17 protein-coding genes, 1 tRNA gene, 3 rRNA genes, 1 other RNA gene and 1 other annotated feature (2 of these 23 only partly in view) are annotated in these 20000 nt (G+C 46.6%); of the genes, 16 read left to right on the top strand and 6 right to left on the bottom strand.

Annotated elements, in window-relative coordinates:
- Both AUL54_RS10705 and rrf read left to right on the top strand, forming a co-directional pair.
- Positions 1-1572 (top strand): 23S ribosomal RNA (locus AUL54_RS10705) (it extends 1357 nt beyond the left edge of the window).
- 51 nt (positions 1573-1623) lie between these two features.
- Positions 1624-1739, top strand: a 5S ribosomal RNA gene (gene rrf / locus AUL54_RS10700).
- Between the two features lie 42 nt (positions 1740-1781).
- On the opposite strand, the gene AUL54_RS10695 is transcribed toward rrf, so the two are convergent.
- On the bottom strand, positions 1782-2732 hold the full coding sequence (locus tag AUL54_RS10695; protein ID WP_060965086.1) for a YaaC family protein: 951 nt from the start codon (positions 2730-2732) through the stop codon (positions 1782-1784).
- Between the two features lie 120 nt (positions 2733-2852).
- On the opposite strand from AUL54_RS10695, the gene guaB reads away from it, so the two are divergent.
- From guaB to serS, 5 genes are all read left to right on the top strand, one after another.
- A complete protein-coding gene (guaB, locus tag AUL54_RS10690; protein ID WP_003150717.1) occupies positions 2853-4319 on the top strand; it encodes an IMP dehydrogenase in 1467 nt (488 codons plus the stop codon).
- 152 nt (positions 4320-4471) lie between these two features.
- Positions 4472-5803, top strand: a complete 1332-nt coding sequence (dacA, locus tag AUL54_RS10685) for a D-alanyl-D-alanine carboxypeptidase (RefSeq protein WP_016937307.1) — start codon at positions 4472-4474, stop codon at positions 5801-5803.
- 196 nt (positions 5804-5999) lie between these two features.
- A complete protein-coding gene (gene pdxS, locus AUL54_RS10680) occupies positions 6000-6884 on the top strand; it encodes a pyridoxal 5'-phosphate synthase lyase subunit PdxS (RefSeq protein ID WP_016937306.1) in 885 nt (294 codons plus the stop codon).
- A gap of 21 nt (positions 6885-6905) precedes the next feature.
- Positions 6906-7496, top strand: coding sequence for a pyridoxal 5'-phosphate synthase glutaminase subunit PdxT (gene pdxT / locus AUL54_RS10675; RefSeq protein WP_060963788.1), 591 nt, complete (start codon positions 6906-6908; stop codon positions 7494-7496).
- Between the two features lie 52 nt (positions 7497-7548).
- Positions 7549-7761, top strand: a binding site (T-box leader).
- Positions 7762-7814: 53 nt separating this feature from the next.
- Positions 7815-9092 carry a serine--tRNA ligase gene (gene serS / locus AUL54_RS10670; RefSeq protein WP_060963787.1) on the top strand — a complete coding sequence of 426 codons (1278 nt, stop codon included), beginning with the start codon at positions 7815-7817 and terminating at the stop codon, positions 9090-9092.
- An 11-nt stretch (positions 9093-9103) separates the two neighbouring features.
- Here the strand turns inward: serS and AUL54_RS10665 are convergent, their stop codons facing one another.
- Entirely contained in the window at positions 9104-10210 is a 1107-nt protein-coding gene (locus AUL54_RS10665; protein WP_235588367.1) for a glycerate kinase family protein, read from the bottom strand.
- Between the two features lie 258 nt (positions 10211-10468).
- Between AUL54_RS10665 and AUL54_RS10660 the strand changes: the two genes are divergently transcribed.
- Positions 10469-10561, top strand: a tRNA-Ser gene (locus tag AUL54_RS10660).
- Between the two features lie 131 nt (positions 10562-10692).
- Here AUL54_RS10660 and dck read toward each other — a convergent pair.
- From dck to AUL54_RS10640, 4 genes are all read right to left on the bottom strand, one after another.
- The gene (gene dck, locus AUL54_RS10655; protein ID WP_060963786.1) at positions 10693-11346 is read right to left on the bottom strand and encodes a deoxyadenosine/deoxycytidine kinase; all 654 of its coding nucleotides are present in this window, start codon (positions 11344-11346) and stop codon (positions 10693-10695) included.
- Positions 11343-11966, bottom strand: a complete 624-nt coding sequence (locus AUL54_RS10650; protein WP_060963785.1) for a deoxynucleoside kinase — start codon at positions 11964-11966, stop codon at positions 11343-11345. Before AUL54_RS10650 ends, dck begins: the two co-directional genes overlap by 4 nt.
- Before the next feature lie 95 nt (positions 11967-12061).
- Positions 12062-13351, bottom strand: a complete 1290-nt coding sequence (locus AUL54_RS10645; protein WP_201025264.1) for a glycoside hydrolase family 18 protein — start codon at positions 13349-13351, stop codon at positions 12062-12064.
- A 65-nt stretch (positions 13352-13416) separates the two neighbouring features.
- Positions 13417-13929 (bottom strand): cysteine hydrolase family protein, encoded by a 513-nt coding sequence (locus AUL54_RS10640; protein ID WP_045926878.1) that lies wholly within the window; start codon positions 13927-13929, stop codon positions 13417-13419.
- 121 nt (positions 13930-14050) lie between these two features.
- On the opposite strand from AUL54_RS10640, the gene tadA reads away from it, so the two are divergent.
- The 8 genes from tadA to AUL54_RS10600 all read left to right on the top strand — a co-directional run.
- Positions 14051-14533 (top strand): tRNA adenosine(34) deaminase TadA, encoded by a 483-nt coding sequence (gene tadA, locus AUL54_RS10635; protein ID WP_060963783.1) that lies wholly within the window; start codon positions 14051-14053, stop codon positions 14531-14533.
- A gap of 84 nt (positions 14534-14617) precedes the next feature.
- Positions 14618-14882, top strand: an RNA gene (gene ffs, locus AUL54_RS10630) — signal recognition particle sRNA large type.
- A 133-nt stretch (positions 14883-15015) separates the two neighbouring features.
- On the top strand, positions 15016-16707 hold the full coding sequence (dnaX, locus tag AUL54_RS10625) for a DNA polymerase III subunit gamma/tau (RefSeq protein WP_016937297.1): 1692 nt from the start codon (positions 15016-15018) through the stop codon (positions 16705-16707).
- A 24-nt stretch (positions 16708-16731) separates the two neighbouring features.
- Positions 16732-17055, top strand: coding sequence for a YbaB/EbfC family nucleoid-associated protein (locus tag AUL54_RS10620; protein WP_003150700.1), 324 nt, complete (start codon positions 16732-16734; stop codon positions 17053-17055).
- A 14-nt stretch (positions 17056-17069) separates the two neighbouring features.
- The gene (gene recR, locus AUL54_RS10615; RefSeq protein ID WP_016937296.1) at positions 17070-17666 is read left to right on the top strand and encodes a recombination protein RecR; all 597 of its coding nucleotides are present in this window, start codon (positions 17070-17072) and stop codon (positions 17664-17666) included.
- Between the two features lie 18 nt (positions 17667-17684).
- Positions 17685-17909, top strand: coding sequence for a YaaL family protein (locus AUL54_RS10610; protein ID WP_016937295.1), 225 nt, complete (start codon positions 17685-17687; stop codon positions 17907-17909).
- A 60-nt stretch (positions 17910-17969) separates the two neighbouring features.
- Entirely contained in the window at positions 17970-18233 is a 264-nt protein-coding gene (locus AUL54_RS10605) for a pro-sigmaK processing inhibitor BofA family protein (protein ID WP_016937294.1), read from the top strand.
- 313 nt (positions 18234-18546) lie between these two features.
- Positions 18547-20000, top strand: a 16S ribosomal RNA gene (locus AUL54_RS10600); it runs 96 nt beyond the window's last position.

Here is a 20000-nt window from a genome sequence, read left to right as displayed (position 1 = left end):
GGAAGGCTCGTCCGCTCAGGGTTAGTCGGGACCTAAGCCGAGGCCGAAAGGCGTAGGCGATGGATAACAGGTTGATATTCCTGTACCACCTCCTCACCATTTGAGCAATGGGGGGACGCAGGAGGATAGGGTAAGCGCGGTATTGGATATCCGCGTCCAAGCAGTTAGGCTGGGAAATAGGCAAATCCGTTTCCCGTGAAGGCTGAGCTGTGATGGCGAGCGAATTATAGTAGCGAAGTTCCTGATTCCACACTGCCAAGAAAAGCCTCTAGCGAGGTGAGAGGTGCCCGTACCGCAAACCGACACAGGTAGGCGAGGAGAGAATCCTAAGGTGATCGAGAGAACTCTCGTTAAGGAACTCGGCAAAATGACCCCGTAACTTCGGGAGAAGGGGTGCTCTGTTAGGGTGCAAGCCCGAGAGAGCCGCAGTGAATAGGCCCAGGCGACTGTTTAGCAAAAACACAGGTCTCTGCGAAGCCGTAAGGCGAAGTATAGGGGCTGACGCCTGCCCGGTGCTGGAAGGTTAAGAGGAGCGCTTAGCGTAAGCGAAGGTGCGAATTGAAGCCCCAGTAAACGGCGGCCGTAACTATAACGGTCCTAAGGTAGCGAAATTCCTTGTCGGGTAAGTTCCGACCCGCACGAAAGGCGCAACGATCTGGGCACTGTCTCAACGAGAGACTCGGTGAAATTATAGTACCTGTGAAGATGCAGGTTACCCGCGACAGGACGGAAAGACCCCGTGGAGCTTTACTGCAGCCTGATATTGAATGTTGGTACAGCTTGTACAGGATAGGTAGGAGCCTTGGAAACCGGAGCGCCAGCTTCGGTGGAGGCATCGGTGGGATACTACCCTGGCTGTATTGACCTTCTAACCCGCCGCCCTTATCGGGCGGGGAGACAGTGTCAGGTGGGCAGTTTGACTGGGGCGGTCGCCTCCTAAAAGGTAACGGAGGCGCCCAAAGGTTCCCTCAGAATGGTTGGAAATCATTCGCAGAGTGTAAAGGCACAAGGGAGCTTGACTGCGAGACCTACAAGTCGAGCAGGGACGAAAGTCGGGCTTAGTGATCCGGTGGTTCCGCATGGAAGGGCCATCGCTCAACGGATAAAAGCTACCCCGGGGATAACAGGCTTATCTCCCCCAAGAGTCCACATCGACGGGGAGGTTTGGCACCTCGATGTCGGCTCATCGCATCCTGGGGCTGTAGTCGGTCCCAAGGGTTGGGCTGTTCGCCCATTAAAGCGGTACGCGAGCTGGGTTCAGAACGTCGTGAGACAGTTCGGTCCCTATCCGTCGCGGGCGCAGGAAATTTGAGAGGAGCTGTCCTTAGTACGAGAGGACCGGGATGGACGCACCGCTGGTGTACCAGTTGTTCTGCCAAGGGCATCGCTGGGTAGCTATGTGCGGACGGGATAAGTGCTGAAAGCATCTAAGCATGAAGCCCCCCTCAAGATGAGATTTCCCATTCCGCAAGGAAGTAAGATCCCTGAAAGATGATCAGGTTGATAGGTCTGAGGTGGAAGTGTGGCGACACATGGAGCTGACAGATACTAATCGATCGAGGACTTAACCATTTTTGAATGTATGCTTACTGTTATCTAGTTTTGAGAGAACACTCTCAATGGTTTGGTGGCGATAGCGAAGAGGTCACACCCGTTCCCATGCCGAACACGGAAGTTAAGCTCTTCAGCGCCGATGGTAGTCGGGGGTTTCCCCCTGTGAGAGTAGGACGCCGCCAAGCAATCAACGGTAAAGGCAGCTCATCTTGAGCTGCCTTTTTTGTTTATAAGTATTGCTTGAGGAAATTAGAAATGTAATAAGGAAATTTACGTTCTGTGACCTCTAAGAACCGCCGGATCAATACATAATCATCGCTGACATGCTGTGTCAGCAGTTCATACCACCATTCCGTTTCATATCTCGCAATCATCCCGATATTGTACAGGACCAAATAATGAATAATCATTTCGGGAAGATGCAGGAACTGATCACGCTGAGAGGGAAGATAATATTGATTTCTCTCTAAGTGAAACGCTAAGTTTGGCGAAGACCAAGGTTCAGTATCTAGCGGATCAGCCTCAAAAACCAAATGGTTATGGCTTTTCCTGACAAAAGACCAATTCAAATGATGACTGATATATTCTGCAAAGCGGGAGTCAGACATATTGTACTGAATCACCGTATGTTCAGGAACTAAAACAAGGTCATCTTTCAGCTCTACTTTCGTCAGCCAATTCTTTTTCTCTTGAAAATGAAATACAGTGTGCAATTCGGGAATGGCTGTCAGCAGTTTTTTCATTGTATACCGTTCTTCCTCAAGACCCGCTATTCCGAATAAGTGATTCATGACATGAATACATAAGCCATTGCGCTGCACCTTCACTTCATCATCCCTAAAACTGTAATTTTGCTTTTTGCGTTTCCGGGCAGTCACGCCATGTGCGAGTACTGAGGCGTGACTCGGATAGCTTGGATCTGTAGTCAGAAGACAGGCTTTCAGCAATTGTGACATCCCGTAAAACAACAGAATAGGCTTAATTTCTAAAGGGGACAGAGATGCCTGTTTATAAAAGGACTCGGCGTGTTTGATAAAAAATATGAAACGTTCACTGTTTTTAAACGCATATCGTTTTGGTTCTTCCATTCCTCTTTCTGTATAGACTCTATTTAGGAATTTCTGGGAGGATTCTACGGAATAAAATAATGACAACTCTTTCCACTCAAGGTCTCTCATGTGTATTTTTAAACCCTTTCCTTTATCTAAATATTTCAACTCTTCTTCGCTTCCTTGACATGCCGTTTTCTAGTTGATAATCTACATATAATATTTTGCCGAAAAGAGGGGGATTTACTAATGTGGGAAAGTAAATTTTCAAAAGAAGGCTTAACGTTCGATGATGTACTGCTCGTACCGGCTCAATCAGACGTACTTCCGCGTGATGTGGATTTATCTGTTGAACTGACAAAAACGTTAAAGCTTAATATTCCTGTCATCAGTGCAGGAATGGATACAGTAACAGAATCAGCTATGGCGATTGCGATGGCCAGACAGGGCGGCTTGGGCATTATCCATAAAAACATGTCCATCGAACAGCAGGCTGAACATGTTGACAAAGTCAAACGTTCTGAACGGGGCGTTATTACAAATCCCTTCTTTTTAACACCTGATCATCAAGTATTCGATGCGGAGCATTTGATGGGGAAATACAGAATTTCCGGTGTTCCGATCGTAGATAATAAAGACGATCAAAAGCTTGTCGGTATCATTACAAACCGTGATCTTCGCTTTATCTCTGATTATTCAATGAAAATCAGTGATGTCATGACAAAAGAAGAGCTGGTTACGGCTCCTGTAGGCACCACATTAGACGAAGCAGAAAAAATCTTACAGAAACATAAAATTGAAAAACTTCCATTAGTGGATGACCAAAATAAATTAAAAGGTCTTATCACGATCAAAGATATTGAAAAGGTTATCGAATTCCCGAATTCATCTAAAGATGAACACGGACGCCTTATTGTCGGCGCTGCGGTAGGCGTGACAGGCGATACAATGACACGCGTCAGCAAGCTTGTTGAAGCGAATGTCGACGTGATTGTGGTCGATACGGCTCATGGACATTCCAGAGGCGTACTGAACACAGTTGCGAAAATTCGTGAAACATATCCTGAACTGAACATTATCGCAGGAAATGTGGCAACGGCTGAAGCGACAAAGGCTTTGATTGAAGCCGGAGCAAACATTGTAAAAGTGGGAATCGGACCTGGTTCCATCTGTACGACACGCGTCGTTGCAGGTGTAGGCGTACCGCAAATCACTGCCATTTATGATTGTGCCACTGAAGCAAGAAAACACGGCGCAACAATTATCGCGGACGGCGGTATTAAATTCTCCGGTGATATTACGAAAGCATTGGCATCCGGCGGACATGCCGTAATGCTCGGAAGCCTGCTTGCCGGTACTTCAGAAAGCCCGGGAGAGACTGAAATCTATCAAGGCAGAAGATTTAAAGTGTACCGCGGTATGGGTTCTGTCGCTGCCATGGAAAAAGGCAGTAAAGACCGATATTTCCAAGAAGAAAATAAGAAATTCGTCCCTGAAGGTATCGAAGGAAGGACTCCGTACAAAGGTCCTGTAGAAGAAACAGTGTATCAGCTTGTCGGCGGTCTTCGTTCAGGCATGGGATACTGCGGTTCAAAAGACTTGCGCGCTTTAAGAGAAGAGGCTCAATTCATCCGTATGACAGGTGCCGGTCTTCGCGAAAGCCATCCGCATGATGTCCAAATTACGAAAGAATCACCAAACTACACAATCTCATAATTGTTACAAATAAAAAACATTTGACAGGGTCGCTGACTCTGTCTATTTTTTTTATATCGAGTGTGATAAAATTTATACTGTTGTGTTTTGAATTTGAATATGTCCTTAACGGCTTAATTATAGATTTAAAATGAATGACGGAGGTCGTAAGATTGAACATCACGAAATGGAAACAGCTGTTAGTGTCATTAGTGGTACTGGCACTGGCCGCAACTTGCTTTGTTCCAATGTCTAAAGCGGAGGCAGCCGGCAATGACCCGGTTGATGTCAATGCTTCAGCTGCGATAATGATTGAGGCTTCATCGGGAAAAATTTTATACAGTAAAAATGCAGACAAAAGACTGCCGATTGCCAGCATGACAAAAATGATGACTGAATATCTGCTTCTGGAAGCCATTAAAGAAGGAAAAGTGAAATGGGATCAAACGTATACTCCTGATGATTATGTCTATGAAATTTCTCAAGACAACAGTTTATCAAACGTCCCTCTTCGGAAAGACGGCAAATACACAGTCAAAGAACTGTATCAAGCCATGGCGATTTACTCTGCTAACGGAGCCGCGATCGCTGTTGCTGAAATTCTTGCCGGAACTGAAACGAAATTTGTCGCTGAAATGAATGCGAAAGCCAAAGAATTAGGCATGACAAACTATGATTTTAAAAATGCCACCGGGCTTGTGAATGAAGACCTTCACGGCAAACAGCCGCAAGGAGAAGGCGTTAAAGAAGAGAGTGAAGTTTCTGCTAAAGACATGGCGCTTCTTGCAGACCGCCTGATCACTGATTATCCGGAAGTTCTGAAAACAACAAGCATCGCTAAGACGAAATTCAGAGCCGGCACTGATGATGAAATGGACATGCCGAACTGGAACTTCATGTTAAAAGGCCTTGTTTCTGAATATCCCGGCGTTGACGGGTTAAAAACGGGTTCTACTGATTCTGCGGGATCTTGTTTTACAAGCACCGCACAGCGGAACGGAATGCGGGTCATCACCGTTGTGTTAAACGCAAAAGGCAACCTGCATACCGGACGATTTGATGAAACGAAAAAAATGCTCGATTACGCATTTAACAGCAATTTCTCAATGAAAGACCTTTACCCTGAAGGCTCTCAAGTAAAAGGGCACAAAACGATTGACGTTGACAAAGGGAAAGACAAGCAAGTCGATATTGTGACTGATAAGGCGCTTTCTATTCCTGTGAAAAGCGGGGATGAAAAGAACTATAAAGCCGAAGTGACCTTAGATAAAAAAGAAATCACGGCTCCTGTGAAAAAAGGGACGAAAGTCGGAACGCTGAAAGTTACATACAAAGGCAGTGACAAAGACTACGGCTTCCTCAAATCCAAAGAGTTCAGCGTGAATCTTGTAACGAAAAATGATGTAGATAAAGCAAACTGGTTTGTTCAGATGATGCGCGGCATCGGCGGTTTCTTCTCCGGAATCTGGAACAGCGCCGTTGATACGGTAACAGGCTGGTTTTAAGAAATAAGAAAGAGCTCTGATGAAAGTTAGGGCTCTTTTGCTTAATATACTGAAAAAACCAAATTGTTAGTAAAAAATGATATCTATCTCTTCCGTCACACTGTAAAATAAGAATATCCATATGAAATATTGTATTTCTGGGATACAATAAGAGATAGACATTATCTAACTATACATTGACTAGGGGGACCAAATAATGGCTCAAACAGGTACTGACCGTGTAAAACGCGGAATGGCGGAAATGCAAAAAGGCGGCGTCATCATGGACGTTGTAAATGCTGAACAAGCGAAGATTGCGGAAGAGGCGGGAGCTGTTGCCGTAATGGCGTTAGAACGAGTTCCGGCTGATATTCGTGCTGCCGGCGGTGTAGCCCGCATGGCTGACCCGACGATCGTTGAAGAAGTAATGAATGCTGTATCCATTCCCGTAATGGCAAAAGCGCGTATCGGACATATCGTTGAAGCGCGTGTCCTTGAAGCAATGGGAGTAGATTATATTGATGAAAGTGAAGTTCTGACTCCTGCTGACGAAGAATTTCATTTAAATAAAAATGAATATACTGTTCCGTTCGTATGCGGATGCCGTGATCTCGGCGAAGCAACGCGCCGTATCGCTGAAGGAGCCTCCATGCTTCGTACAAAAGGCGAACCGGGAACAGGAAACATTGTGGAAGCTGTCCGTCATATGAGAAAAGTAAACGCGCAAGTGCGCAAAGTTGCGGCGATGAGCGATGATGAGCTGATGACTGAAGCGAAAAACCTCGGTGCTCCCTATGAGCTGCTTCTTCAAATCAAACGTGACGGCAAATTGCCTGTTGTCAACTTTGCTGCCGGCGGAGTGGCGACGCCTGCTGATGCGGCATTGATGATGCAGCTGGGCGCTGACGGCGTATTTGTCGGTTCAGGTATTTTTAAATCAGACAACCCTGCTAAATTCGCCAAAGCAATTGTGGAAGCAACGACTCACTACACAGATTACAAACTGATCGCTGAGCTTTCTAAAGAATTGGGAACAGCGATGAAAGGAATCGAAATCTCAAATCTATTGCCGGAACAGCGTATGCAAGAACGCGGCTGGTAAAACCATAGGAGAGCTGGAAGCATGTTAACAATTGGTGTACTTGGACTTCAAGGAGCAGTAAGAGAACATATTCGTTCAATTGAAGCATGTGGTTCAAAAGGTGTTGTCATTAAGCGTCCTGAACAGCTGAATGACATCGACGGCTTAATCCTGCCGGGCGGAGAAAGCACGACGATGCGGCGTTTAATGGATACGTATCATTTTATGGAGCCGCTTCGCGAGTTTGCCGCTCAAGGCAAGCCGATGTTCGGCACATGCGCCGGTCTGATTATTTTAGCCAAAGAGATTGCGGGAACCGATCATGCTCATTTAGGGCTGTTAAATGTGGTTGTCGAGCGTAATTCCTTTGGCCGTCAGGTCGACAGCTTTGAAGCTGACCTGAGGATTAAAGGCATTGATGAGCCGTTTACGGGTGTATTTATTCGTGCGCCGCACATTTTAGAAGCCGGAGAAGATGTTGAAGTGCTTTGTGAGCATAACGGACGCATCGTGGCTGCAAAGCAGGGGCATTTGCTCGGCTGCTCGTTCCATCCTGAACTGACGGATGACCACCGGGTGACAGAGCTGTTTGTGAAGATGGCGGAAAAGTATAAGCGGGAAACAGCTGTATAAAACAGTTGAAAACCGATGATACTTATAGTACATTATAAACACAAATAAAGATCGAAAAGCGTTGACAGGAAGCAGTAGGAAGCCTCTCTTTCAAAGAGAGCCGATGGGTGGTGCGAATCGGTGGAAGATGCTGTCCGAATCCGTCCTTGAGCGAAATGCTGAAAACAAGTAGGCATTTACGGGAAAACCGTTATGTGTTAAAGCGGGAAGCAAGTGTAAGCTTGTTTTCAATCAGGGTGGCAACGCGAGAGCTCTCGTCCCTTTTAGGGGATGAGGGCTCTTTTTTATTTTCGATAAAACAGATAGGAGTTGTTAAGTATGATTGATACGAAGGTCCTGAGAGCCAATTTTCAAGAAGTAAAAGCGAAGCTCATTCCTAAAGGCGAAGACTTATCTGACTTTGACAAGTTTGAAGAGCTTGATAAAAAAAGAAGAGAACTTATCGGCAAAGTAGAAGAACTGAAGGGGAAACGCAACGAAGTATCTCAGCAGGTCGCCGTTTTGAAACGGGAGAAAAAAGACGCTGATCATATTATTAAAGAGATGCGTGAAGCAGGCGAAGAAATTAAGAAGCTTGATGAAGAGCTTCGCACGGTGGAAACCACGCTCGAAACCATCCTTCTGTCTATTCCGAACATCCCGCACGATTCAGTGCCTGTAGGGGAAACGGAAGATGATAACATTGAAATCCGCAAGTGGGGAGAGGCGCCGGCATTTGCATATGAGCCGAAACCGCATTGGGATATCGCTGACCGCTTGAACATCCTTGATTTCGAACGCGCTTCAAAAGTAACGGGAAGCCGGTTTGTGTTTTATAAAGGACTAGGGGCCCGTCTCGAACGCGCGCTCTACAACTTTATGCTGGATCTTCACGTTGATGAGTATGATTACACTGAAGTCATTCCTCCTTATATGGTAAACCGTACGAGCATGACAGGGACGGGACAGCTTCCTAAATTTGAAGAGGATGCTTTTAAAATCAGGGAAGAGGATTATTTCTTAATTCCGACGGCGGAAGTGCCGATCACAAATATGCACCGCGATGAAATCTTATCCGGCGAGGACCTCCCGATTAATTATGCCGCATTCAGCGCCTGCTTCCGTTCAGAAGCGGGATCTGCCGGCCGTGATACACGCGGTTTGATCCGCCAGCATCAATTCAACAAGGTTGAGCTTGTGAAATTCGTGAAGCCGGAAGATTCTTATGAGGAGCTTGAAAAATTAACAAATCAAGCTGAACGGGTGCTTCAGCTGCTAGAACTGCCGTATCGTGTCATGAGCATGTGTACCGGAGATCTCGGCTTTACAGCTGCGAAAAAGTACGATATTGAAGTATGGATTCCAAGCCAAGACACATATCGTGAAATTTCTTCTTGCAGCAACTTTGAGGCCTTCCAGGCGAGACGCGCAAACATTCGATTCAGACGCGAAGCGAAAGGCAAGCCGGAGCATGTGCATACATTAAACGGTTCCGGTCTGGCAGTCGGCAGAACAGTAGCTGCCATCTTGGAAAACTACCAGCAGGAAGACGGAAGTGTTGTCATTCCGAAAGTGCTTCGTCCTTATATGGGAAATAAAGAAGTCATCAAACCATAAAAAGGTGCGCCCTAGAGGCGCGCCTTTTTTGCTGTTTGGTATAAAGCGGCGATATTCCGAGCTGTGCTTTCAAGGTTAAAACGTCCTGACGCTAAGGCGTCTTCAAGACTTACAGCGCCCGGCACGATAGAAAATACAGCTGTTATGCCTCCGTTGTATACATGTTCAAAATCTTTTCCCAAGGAACCCGCCAACGCGATAACGGGAATTTTTTGAGCAGCTGCACGTGCGGCGATCCCGGCGGGGGTTTTGCCGAATATTGTTTGTCCGTCAATCTGCCCCTCTCCGGTGATGATAAGGTCAGCGCCTTTTATCTGATCTGAAAAGGACAGTGTATCTAATACAACGTCAATCCCGCTTTGAAGTTCTGCTTGTAAGAAGGCGATCAGCCCTGCGCCTAAACCTCCTGCGGCACCCGCGCCTTTTACGGTATCTGCTTCAATATCGTGCTGCCGTCTCAATACATCAGCGAAATGGCGCAAATTGCGATCCAATACAACTTTTGTCTTCTCTGACGCCCCTTTTTGCGGGCCAAAGACATATGATGCGCCGTTTTCTCCGGTCAGAGGATTTTCGACATCGCATGCGGCACGGATACGAATATGTTTCAGATCAGGGGAGAGGCGGCTTATATCGATAGAAGCCAGGGTTTGCAGCGAGCCTCCGCCGTCAGGTATCTCCTGACCTTCCTCATTTAAGAAACGCACACCGAGCGCGCTCGCCATCCCGGTCCCGCCGTCATTGGTTGCGCTCCCGCCAAGACCGATGATGATTTCACTCACCCCGCGGGAAGCTGCATCTGCTATCAGTTCACCCGTTCCTCTTGTTGTAGTGTTCAACGGATCTCTGAGATGACGGGGGATGAGATGAAGTCCCGATGCTTCTGCCATTTCAATGACTGCCGTGCGTCCGTTTCCCAGAAGTCCGTATGCGGCGTTTACCGAGGTTCCCAGCGGACCGGTCACTGTTTTATTAATGATTCTCCCGCCGGTGGCATCCGTTAAAGCCTGAACGGTTCCTTCTCCGCCGTCGGCCGCGGGTATCTTGATATATTCCGCGTCAGGGAAGACTGATTTGAATCCTTTTTCGATGCTGTCGGCAGCTTCTTTTGCTGTCATGCTCTATTTAAAAGAATCCGGTGCGATTATGACTTTCATTGTGTTCTCCACCTTTATGAACAGGTTATCTATTTGAATGTATTCTTGGTTTTCACTGTATTTTCCTGCCCGTATAACAGAAAGCGGTTGATTTTGGATACGAGTCTTTTGTATGATAGTAAAGCTGACGGACAAGCTGTTTAAGAAAAGAAATAAAAAATATGAAAAAAGCGCTTGACTGAAAAATAAGTCATGTGGTATATTATTAAATGTCGATACGGAGGAATACCCAAGTCTGGCTGAAGGGATCGGTCTTGAAAACCGACAGGGGTGTCAAAGCCCGCGGGGGTTCGAATCCCTCTTCCTCCGCCATATTGATTTTAAACCTAATGAAACTCGAGCATATATTGGAGATTGTTTTGTCCGCTGCATCTGATGCAGCGGATTTTTTATATGCAAAAAAAAGCGATTTTCTCTGTTCGGGGAAAATCGCTTTCTTATTTTTACTTATTTCTGTTTTCGTTGATCACGCGGCTGATTTTTTCGATCAATGGTTCCAGTGACTGTTCGTCAGTTTCAAGGTCATAATCTTCAATGCGCACTTTCAGCACAGGGCAGGCGTTAAAACCGCTGATCCAGTCTTCGTACCGTTTATACATCTCTTCCCAATAGGAACGGTTTGTCTGCAGCTCCATATCGCGGCCGCGCTTTTCAATCCGGTCTATAATGTTTTCAAGATCACCTTCTAAATAGATCAAAACATCAGGGTGCGGGAAGTATGGCGTCATGACCATCGCTTCGAAAAGGCTTGTGTATGTTTTGTAATCTGTCAGCGACATGGTTCCTTTATCGGCATGCATTTTTGCGAATATGCCTGTATCTTCATAAATCGAACGGTCCTGCACGAATCCGCCGCCTGATTCAAAGATGTTTTTCTGCTCCTTGAACCGCTCAGCCAGAAAATAAATTTGCAAGTGAAAGCTCCAGCGCTCAAAATCATGATAAAACTTCTCTAAATAAGGGTTTTCATCCACTTCTTCAAGCGAGGTATTAAATCCGAGCCGTTTTGCTAAAGCCTTGGTTAAAGTCGATTTTCCGACTCCTACCGTTCCCGCTACTGTTATAATGGCGTTGTTTGGAATATGAATGTCTTTCATTTAATAAGCTCCTTTACCTGACGGGCAATTCTTTCATAGTCTGTCTTATTCAAAACAAAGTCTTCGGTATCACCGTCAATGGTCAGTACAGAGATATCCGGATCTTCTTCCTGAAGCAGTCTGATGGCTGTGTCATAATCTGCAATGAGACGTTCCAGATATTGATGCTCGATGTTTTTCTCAAACGGGCGCCCTCGTTTTTCAATGCGTTGAAGCAATGTCGGCAGGCTTGCCTTTATGTATACAATAACATTCGGTTTCGGCAAGTCGTGAGTGAGCAGATGATAAATCTGCTTATATTTCTCAAGCTTTTGTCCGTGCAATGTGCGCTCTGCGAAAATAACGTTTTTATAAATATGATAATCGGACAAAACGGGCTGTCCTTGTTTTAAGTAATCACGATCTGTATCTTCAAGCTGTTTATACCTGTGACAGAGAAAAAACATTTCAAGCTGGAAACTCCACTCCTCGATATTATCATAGAACTTATCAAGATAAGGGTTGTCTTCCACAATCTCATTAATCATAGGAAAACCGAGCTCTTCAGAAAGCATAGAAGCGAGTGTCGTTTTTCCCGCCCCGATAGGACCTTCTACCGCGATAAAAGGGGCTCTGTTCATTGAAAATCCTCCTTAATTCTGCAAACATCCGTCATCTGCCGGCCTTTATATTGTATCACACTCTCAGAAAAGCCCATGAAAAAAGACGCTTCCAATTAACGAAACGTCTCTTTCACAATATGAAATTGATCTCCGAGCAAAAGCCAGTTTTGCGGGAAGGAGAGGCCGAGTTTCCAATAGCTGATTCCTCTTAAATGAAGTTCTTTAATTAAATTGAATTTCGCTTGAATGGATCGTGCGTCTTCAAACCATACTTCATGCCGTTTCTGATTTTCATCCGTGTATCGAAAGAATGGAGCCTGGGCGGTTTCGTCATATTGAATGTCAACTTTATAGCGTGCTGCCAGAGCGATTGCCTGCTGAGGACTGACGGCTTTCGCTGTCGTTCCCTGTTTGAAAGGCAGTGTCCAATCATAGCCGTACATATTCTGGCCCATGACAATTTTTGAAGCAGGCATTTCTGTCAGCGCGTACTCAATGACATTCCTTACAGGGCCGATTGGTGATACGGCCTGAGGCGGGCCCCCGCTGTATCCCCACTCATATGTCATGATGACGACAAAATCGACGATTTCTCCATGTGCCCTATAGTCATGTGCTTCATACCATTTGCCGGCCTGGGTCGCGCTCGTTTTCGGAGCAAGCGCCGTTGAAATCTTCCAGCCTTGACGGTGAAAAATCGTCCTCGCTTCACGTAAAAAACGATTGTAGGCTTCTCTGTCCTGAGGACGTAGATATTCGAAATCAAAATGAATATCGCGAAAGCCGTGCTTTCTAGCCGTGGAGACGATTTCCTGAAAGAGTTTTGTTTTCACGGTATTATCATTCAATATGAGCCGCCCGAGATCATCGCTGAATGCGTCATTTTCAAGGTTGGTGATGATCATCATCAGTGTGGTGTTGTGCCTGTCACTGATGCTTTTTAAATTGGTGAGCGGCGGTTCCTTTAAAGTCCCGTTCCGCTGCACTTGAAAACTGAATACGCCGAGGTATGTTAAATAAGGTGAGGCCTCTCTTGCCGCCTGCTGCAGATTAGCGCTTACGCTCGTTCCCCGCGGTTCTATATGTGCATTTGATTCGATATGGGGCTTATTTGTCTGCGGCGGAATGTAAAGGCGGGTCCCGCTTCGCAATGGAGTGCTGAGCTGAATTCCGTTCACTCTCGCAAGCTCCGCGGCCGATATATGAAAACGGCCGGCGATTGCCGCAAGAGTATCGCCTTGTTTCACTTCGTAATATTGACCCTCAATCGGAATGACAAGAGTTTGTCCGACAACCAGTGTATTGGGATTAGGCAGTTTATTTGCTTCCGCAATGACATTTGCGGTCGTCCGGTAGCGCGCCGCAATAGCGGAAAGCGTGTCGCCCCGTTTCACTACATAGATCTGAATGAAAAACGCCTCCTTTCATATCCGCTATCAAATGTATGAAAAAAGGAGGCCGATCATGTTTATTTTTCGTCGATAATTTGTTTTTCCGTGGTTATTTCTGCGAAGAGAACATTCTCCATCATCGTCAAGGCGAAATCATTGTCTTCGTCGCTATTGGAAGCGGTGCAGTCTTTCGGGATGGTAATGCTGTATTCTCTCATATAAGCGTCGTTAGCCGTGAACAGTACACAAATATTCCCGGCAATCCCCGTAATCATTAATCGGTTCACTTGCAGCTCGGTCAGAAGAGTATGAAGCGCCGTTTCATAAAAAGCGGAATGCTTCGGTTTAATGAGAAAATAATCATCCGGATGAGGCGAGATATCTTCTATTATGGATGCGCTTCTGTCATTGCTGCATTCCTCCCTGATGGCATCAATATCCGCCTTCCAAAGCCCGTAATGGTCATTAATATAAATAATCGGCCAGTTGTTTTGTTTTGCATGCTTCTTTAATGATAAAATACGGGGGACGATTTGTTTGGTTTTTTCAGCAAGACGTTCGCCCATATCAAATTGAAAATTGTTAATCATATCGACAATGAGAAGGGCTGTGTTGTTAGGTTCAGACAATGCCGGCAACTCCTTTCTGCTGGGGTATTCCTATTTTAACCTTTATGAGACATGAAAAAACTTAAGAAGAGAGCTTGAACCGATGAATGATGAATATTATATGAGAGAAGCCATAAAAGAAGCGAAAAAAGCAGAAGCGAAAGGCGAAGTGCCGATCGGGGCCGTCCTTGTTCTGCATGATGAGATCGTGGCGCGGGCGCATAATCTGCGGGAGACCGAACAGCGGTCGCTGGCCCACGCGGAAATGCTGGCGATAGACGAAGCATGCCGCAAGCTGGGAACATGGAGACTTGAAGACGCCGTTCTTTATGTCACTTTAGAGCCGTGCCCGATGTGCGCGGGAGCCGTCGTGCTTTCCAGAGTCGATAAGGTCGTGTTCGGCGCATTTGACCCCAAGGGAGGCTGTGCAGGAACGCTCATGAACCTTCTTCAGGAAGAACGGTTCAACCACCAAGCGGAAGTGGTGAGCGGAGTGCTTGAAGAAGAGTGCGGAGAAATGCTCAGCGCTTTTTTCAGAAAGCTTCGCCGGCAAAAGAAAGACATGAGGAAAAAGTTGTCTGAGTAGTACGGTTGCATTTTCTGCCTGAAGCAGATATACTTATGTGTGCATCATAAATGGTGCGCATATCAAAATTTGATATTTATTTTGCCGTGCTAAGCGGGGAGGTAGCGGTGCCCTGTACCCGCAATCCGCTCTAGCGGGGCCGAATCCCTTCTCGAGGTTCGTTTACTGTAAGGCCTGCCTTAAGTAAGTGGCGTTGACGTCTGGGTCCTGCGCAATGGGAATTCATGAACCATGTCAGGTCCGGAAGGAAGCAGCATTAAGTGAAACCTCTCATGTGCCGCAGGGTTGCCTGGGCTGAGCTAACTGCTTAAGTAACGCTTAGGGTAGCGAATCGACAGAAGGTGCACGGTAAATCAATCATCAAATTTCAGACTCACCTGTTTATGACAGGTGAGTTTTTTCGTGTATGAAAAACGGGTTTTGGCGTTAAAAGCCCGTTCATGTATAATAAACATGATGAATAACAGAGGAGGGCGCATCCTGTGGGTTACCAAGCTTTATATCGAGTATTTAGGCCTCAGCAGTTTGAAGATGTGGTCGGACAGGAACACATTACGAAAACGCTGCAAAATGCCCTTTTGCAAAAGAAATTTTCTCATGCCTATCTGTTTTCTGGACCACGGGGAACGGGGAAAACCAGTGCAGCTAAAATATTTGCGAAAGCAGTCAACTGTGAGCACGCCCCTGTAGAAGAACCGTGCAATGAATGCGCGGCGTGCAAGGGGATCACAAACGGCTCTATATCAGATGTGATCGAAATAGATGCGGCGTCGAATAACGGTGTAGACGAAATCCGCGACATCCGCGACAAAGTAAAATTCGCCCCGTCGGCCGTTACCTACAAGGTATATATTATAGATGAGGTGCATATGCTCTCTATCGGCGCATTCAATGCGCTTTTGAAAACGCTGGAAGAACCGCCGGCACATTGCATTTTCATATTAGCTACGACTGAGCCTCATAAGATTCCTTTAACCATTATCTCCAGATGTCAGCGTTTTGACTTCAAACGGATTACATCCAAAGCAATTGTCGGACGAATGAAGACAATCGTCGATGCAGAGCAGCTGAAGGTGGAAGAAGGCGCCCTTGATATCATAGCGAGCGCCGCAGACGGTGGAATGAGGGACGCGCTGAGCCTGCTCGATCAAGCCGTATCATTCAGCGGCGAGGAGCTGTCGGTAGATGATGCACTGCTTATTACCGGAGCCGTTTCCCAGCACTATATCGGAAAACTGGCATCTGCTCTTCACCGCAAACAGGTTTCCGAGGCGTTGGAAACACTGAATGAACTGCTCCAGCAGGGGAAAGATGCGGCCAAACTGATTGAAGATATGATTTTTTATTTCAGAGATATGCTCTTGTACCAGGCTGCTCCAGGTTTAGAAGGAGTCCTGGAGAAGGTGAAGGTCGATGAAACGTTCCGGAATCTGAGCGGTGAAATACCGGCTCCCGCTTTATATGAGATGATTGACATCCTGAATAAAAGCCATCAGGAAATGAAGTGGACGAACCACCCGAGAATCTTTTTTGAAGTGGCTGTCGTGAAAATATGCCAGACGGCACAGCAAGCCGCCGCAGATATCCCAGAGGTCGGCATGCTGATGAATAAGATCCAGCAGCTTGAGCAGGAAGTAGAAAGGCTGAAGACTTCCGGGGTGAAAGTTCAGGCGGAAAGTGCTCCGAAAGAAGCCCCGCGTCCTCAAAAAGGCGGAAAAAGCCATTACAAAGCCCCGGCCGGAAGAATTCATGAAATATTGAAGGAAGCCACAAGGCCTGACCTTGAACAGCTTAAAAGCAGCTGGGGCAAGCTGCTGGCACACCTGAAACAGCAGAATAAAGTGTCTCATGCGGCTCTTTTGAATGACAGTGAACCGGTGGCCGCTGCCCAGAAGGCGTTTGTGCTTAAATTTAAATACGAAATCCATTGTAAAATGGTTGCTGAAGACAATAACGGAGTCCGTACAAATCTTGAACAGATTCTCGAATCAATGCTCGGGAAAAGAATGGATTTGATTGGCGTTCCGGAAGCACAATGGGGTAAAATAAGAGAAGAATTTTTAAATGATCATCAGCAGGAAAGTGAAGGATCAAACGAACCGGCTGAAGAAGATCCGCTGATTGCAGAGGCGAAAAAACTTGTCGGAGCGGATTTAATCGAAATAAAAGACTAATAAGATGAAAGAGAGTGATTGAATATGCGTGGCGGAATGGGAAACATGCAAAAAATGATGAAACAAATGCAAAAAATGCAAAAAGATATGGCGAAGGCTCAAGAGGAGCTTGCTGAAAAAGTGCTTGAAGGCACAGCGGGCGGCGGAATGGTAACTGTAAAAGTCAACGGCCAAAAAGAAGTTGTAGATGTTGCGATTAAAGAAGAAGTCGTTGATCCGGAAGATATCGAAATGCTTCAGGACCTGGTTCTTGCTGCGACAAACGACGCCCTCAAGAAAGTCGATGACATGACGAATGAGACAATGGGACAATTTACAAAAGGAATGAACATACCGGGTTTATTCTAGGGGGATAAATAAACATGCAGTATCCTGAACCAATATCAAAGCTGATTGACAGCTTTATGAAATTGCCAGGGATCGGACCGAAAACAGCGGTTCGTCTGGCTTTTTTTGTTCTAGGTATGAAAGAAGACACAGTATTGGATTTTGCTAAGGCGCTCGTCAATGCGAAGCGGAATCTGACATATTGCTCGATCTGCGGACATATTACAGATCAGGACCCTTGTTATATATGCGAGGATACAAGAAGAGATAGATCTGTCATTTGTGTAGTGCAGGACCCTAAGGATGTTATTGCAATGGAGAAGATGAAGGAATATAACGGCCAGTATCATGTTCTTCACGGCGCAATTTCTCCGATGGACGGCATCGGCCCGGAGGATATTAAGATTCCGGAACTGCTGAAGCGCCTTCAGGATGATCAAGTGACAGAAGTTATCCTCGCAACCAACCCTAATATTGAAGGGGAAGCAACAGCGATGTATATATCGAGGCTGTTAAAGCCCTCAGGCATCAAGCTCTCCCGTATTGCCCACGGTCTGCCCGTCGGCGGTGATTTGGAATATGCTGATGAGGTCACTCTTTCAAAAGCTCTTGAAGGAAGACGTGAATTGTAAGGGAGGAAATGGCGAGGCATGGGTTTTCTTCGCAGAAATACATTAAGAAAAGAGTTTGACGACAAACTGATTGAACAGCTCTTTAAACAAAAGGAAGAATGGAACAGACAGAAGAGTCTGGTCGATAAAAGTCTTGAGCCCTCAGCTGAGGTGCTGTTTGAGTTGAAAGTCGCTGAATCTAAATACTTTTTTTATTTGAAAGAAGCGAAGCAGCGGAATTTAAAAATGAGCAGATGGAAGTAAGAGGTCTATTCTCCGGGGTCTTCTCATAAGCTTGTACTAAACAAGCGAGGGGGAAGATTCATGGAGCCTTTTTTTATTATCGGTTTGATTGTCGGTCTGGTTGCTTTGCTTTTATTATGGGGAGTATCTTCAAAGCCGTTAAGATGGATTGGTGTGACTGCCGTTAAGTTTATTGCCGGAGCGATTCTTCTGGCAGGTGTGAATTTATTCGGCGGGAGTCTAGGCATTCATATACCTGTTAATCTGATCACAACCGGCATCAGCGGGATTTTAGGAATACCCGGCATTGCGGCTTTAATCGTCATTAAACGCTTCATCATTTAATTTGTCGTTTATTGTTGACATGATGAATTAAGGGTGGTATTCTAATATACGTCGCTGATGACAAAACGGATTTTCGAAAAAGAAATTCAAAAAAGTTATTGACGGCAATGATAATGATGTGTTACAATAATTAAGTCGCTTCGAGAGAAGTCGAAAAAGTTCTTTGAAAACTAAACAAGACAAAACGTACCTGTTAATTCAAAGTTTTAAATAAATCGCACAGCGATGTGCGTAGTCAGTCAAACTAAGGTCTGCACGATGCAGATCACACAGACGTTACTGCAGGATGCAGTGAACTTAGTCTGTGATCCATTTATCGGAGAGTTTGATCCTGGCTCAGGACGAACGCTGGCGGCGTGCCTAATACATGCAAGTCGAGCGGACAGATGGGAGCTTGCTCCCTGATGTTAGCGGCGGACGGGTGAGTAACACGTGGGTAACCTGCCTGTAAGACTGGGATAACTCCGGGAAACCGGGGCTAATACCGGATGGTTGTTTGAACCGCATGGTTCAGACATAAAAGGTGGCTTCGGCTACCACTTACAGATGGACCCGCGGCGCATTAGCTAGTTGGTGAGGTAACGGCTCACCAAGGCGACGATGCGTAGCCGACCTGAGAGGGTGATCGGCCACACTGGGACTGAGACACGGCCCAGACTCCTACGGGAGGCAGCAGTAGGGAATCTTCCGCAATGGACGAAAGTCTGACGGAGCAACGCCGCGTGAGTGATGAAGGTTTTCGGATCGTAAAGCTCTGTTGTTAGGGAAGAACAAGTGCCGTTCAAATAGGGCGGCACCTTGACGGTACCTAACCAGAAAGCCACGGCTAACTACGTGCCAGCAGCCGCGGTAATACGTAGGTGGCAAGCGTTGTCCGGAATTATTGGGCGTAAAGGGCTCGCAGGCGGTTTCTTAAGTCTGATGTGAAAGCCCCCGGCTCAACCGGGGAGGGTCATTGGAAACTGGGGAACTTGAGTGCAGAAGAGGAGAGTGGAATTCCACGTGTAGCGGTGAAATGCGTAGAGATGTGGAGGAACACCAGTGGCGAAGGCGACTCTCTGGTCTGTAACTGACGCTGAGGAGCGAAAGCGTGGGGAGCGAACAGGATTAGATACCCTGGTAGTCCACGCCGTAAACGATGAGTGCTAAGTGTTAGGGGGTTTCCGCCCCTTAGTGCTGCAGCTAACGCATTAAGCACTCCGCCTGGGGAGTACGGTCGCAAGACTGAAACTCAAAGGAATTGACGGGGGCCCGCACAAGCGGTGGAGCATGTGGTTTAATTCGAAGCAACGCGAAGAACCTTACCAGGTCTTGACATCCTCTGACAATCCTAGAGATAGGACGTCCCCTTCGGGGGCAGAGTGACAGGTGGTGCATGGTTGTCGTCAGCTCGTGTCGTGAGATGTTGGGTTAAGTCCCGCAACGAGCGCAACCCTTGATCTTAGTTGCCAGCATTCAGTTGGGCACTCTAAGGTGACTGCCGGTGACAAACCGGAGGAAGGTGGGGATGACGTCAAATCATCATGCCCCTTATGACCTGGGCTACACACGTGCTACAATGGACAGAACAAAGGGCAGCGAAACCGCGAGGTTAAGCCAATCCCACAAATCTGTTCTCAGTTCGGATCGCAGTCTGCAACTCGACTGCGTGAAGCTGGAATCGCTAGTAATCGCGGATCAGCATGCCGCGGTGAATACGTTCCCGGGCCTTGTACACACCGCCCGTCACACCACGAGAGTTTGTAACACCCGAAGTCGGTGAGGTAA

It is taken from the genome of Bacillus sp. SDLI1 (assembly GCF_001553895.1).
Taxonomy (GTDB): domain Bacteria; phylum Bacillota; class Bacilli; order Bacillales; family Bacillaceae; genus Bacillus; species Bacillus siamensis.
The sequence above is the reverse complement of the archived record's forward strand: the minus strand, read 5'-3'. Positions and strand labels throughout refer to the sequence as shown.

Bases quoted from the DNA above. Each gene is read 5' to 3' on its own strand.
- AUL54_RS10610 (WP_016937295.1), top strand. From the start codon at position 17,685: ATGGGTTTTCTTCGCAGAAATACATTAAGAAAAGAGTTTGACGACAAA.
- AUL54_RS10620 (WP_003150700.1), top strand. From the start codon at position 16,732: ATGCGTGGCGGAATGGGAAACATGCAAAAAATGATGAAACAAATGCAA.
- pdxT (WP_060963788.1), top strand. From the start codon at position 6,906: ATGTTAACAATTGGTGTACTTGGACTTCAAGGAGCAGTAAGAGAACAT.
- serS (WP_060963787.1), top strand. From the start codon at position 7,815: ATGATTGATACGAAGGTCCTGAGAGCCAATTTTCAAGAAGTAAAAGCG.
- AUL54_RS10605 (WP_016937294.1), top strand. From the start codon at position 17,970: ATGGAGCCTTTTTTTATTATCGGTTTGATTGTCGGTCTGGTTGCTTTG.
- AUL54_RS10650 (WP_060963785.1), bottom strand. From the start codon at position 11,966: ATGAACAGAGCCCCTTTTATCGCGGTAGAAGGTCCTATCGGGGCGGGA.
- tadA (WP_060963783.1), top strand. From the start codon at position 14,051: ATGAATGATGAATATTATATGAGAGAAGCCATAAAAGAAGCGAAAAAA.
- recR (WP_016937296.1), top strand. From the start codon at position 17,070: ATGCAGTATCCTGAACCAATATCAAAGCTGATTGACAGCTTTATGAAA.
- guaB (WP_003150717.1), top strand. From the start codon at position 2,853: ATGTGGGAAAGTAAATTTTCAAAAGAAGGCTTAACGTTCGATGATGTA.
- AUL54_RS10665 (WP_235588367.1), bottom strand. From the start codon at position 10,210: ATGACAGCAAAAGAAGCTGCCGACAGCATCGAAAAAGGATTCAAATCA.
- AUL54_RS10640 (WP_045926878.1), bottom strand. From the start codon at position 13,929: ATGATTAACAATTTTCAATTTGATATGGGCGAACGTCTTGCTGAAAAA.
- AUL54_RS10695 (WP_060965086.1), bottom strand. From the start codon at position 2,732: ATGAGAGACCTTGAGTGGAAAGAGTTGTCATTATTTTATTCCGTAGAA.
- pdxS (WP_016937306.1), top strand. From the start codon at position 6,000: ATGGCTCAAACAGGTACTGACCGTGTAAAACGCGGAATGGCGGAAATG.
- dck (WP_060963786.1), bottom strand. From the start codon at position 11,346: ATGAAAGACATTCATATTCCAAACAACGCCATTATAACAGTAGCGGGA.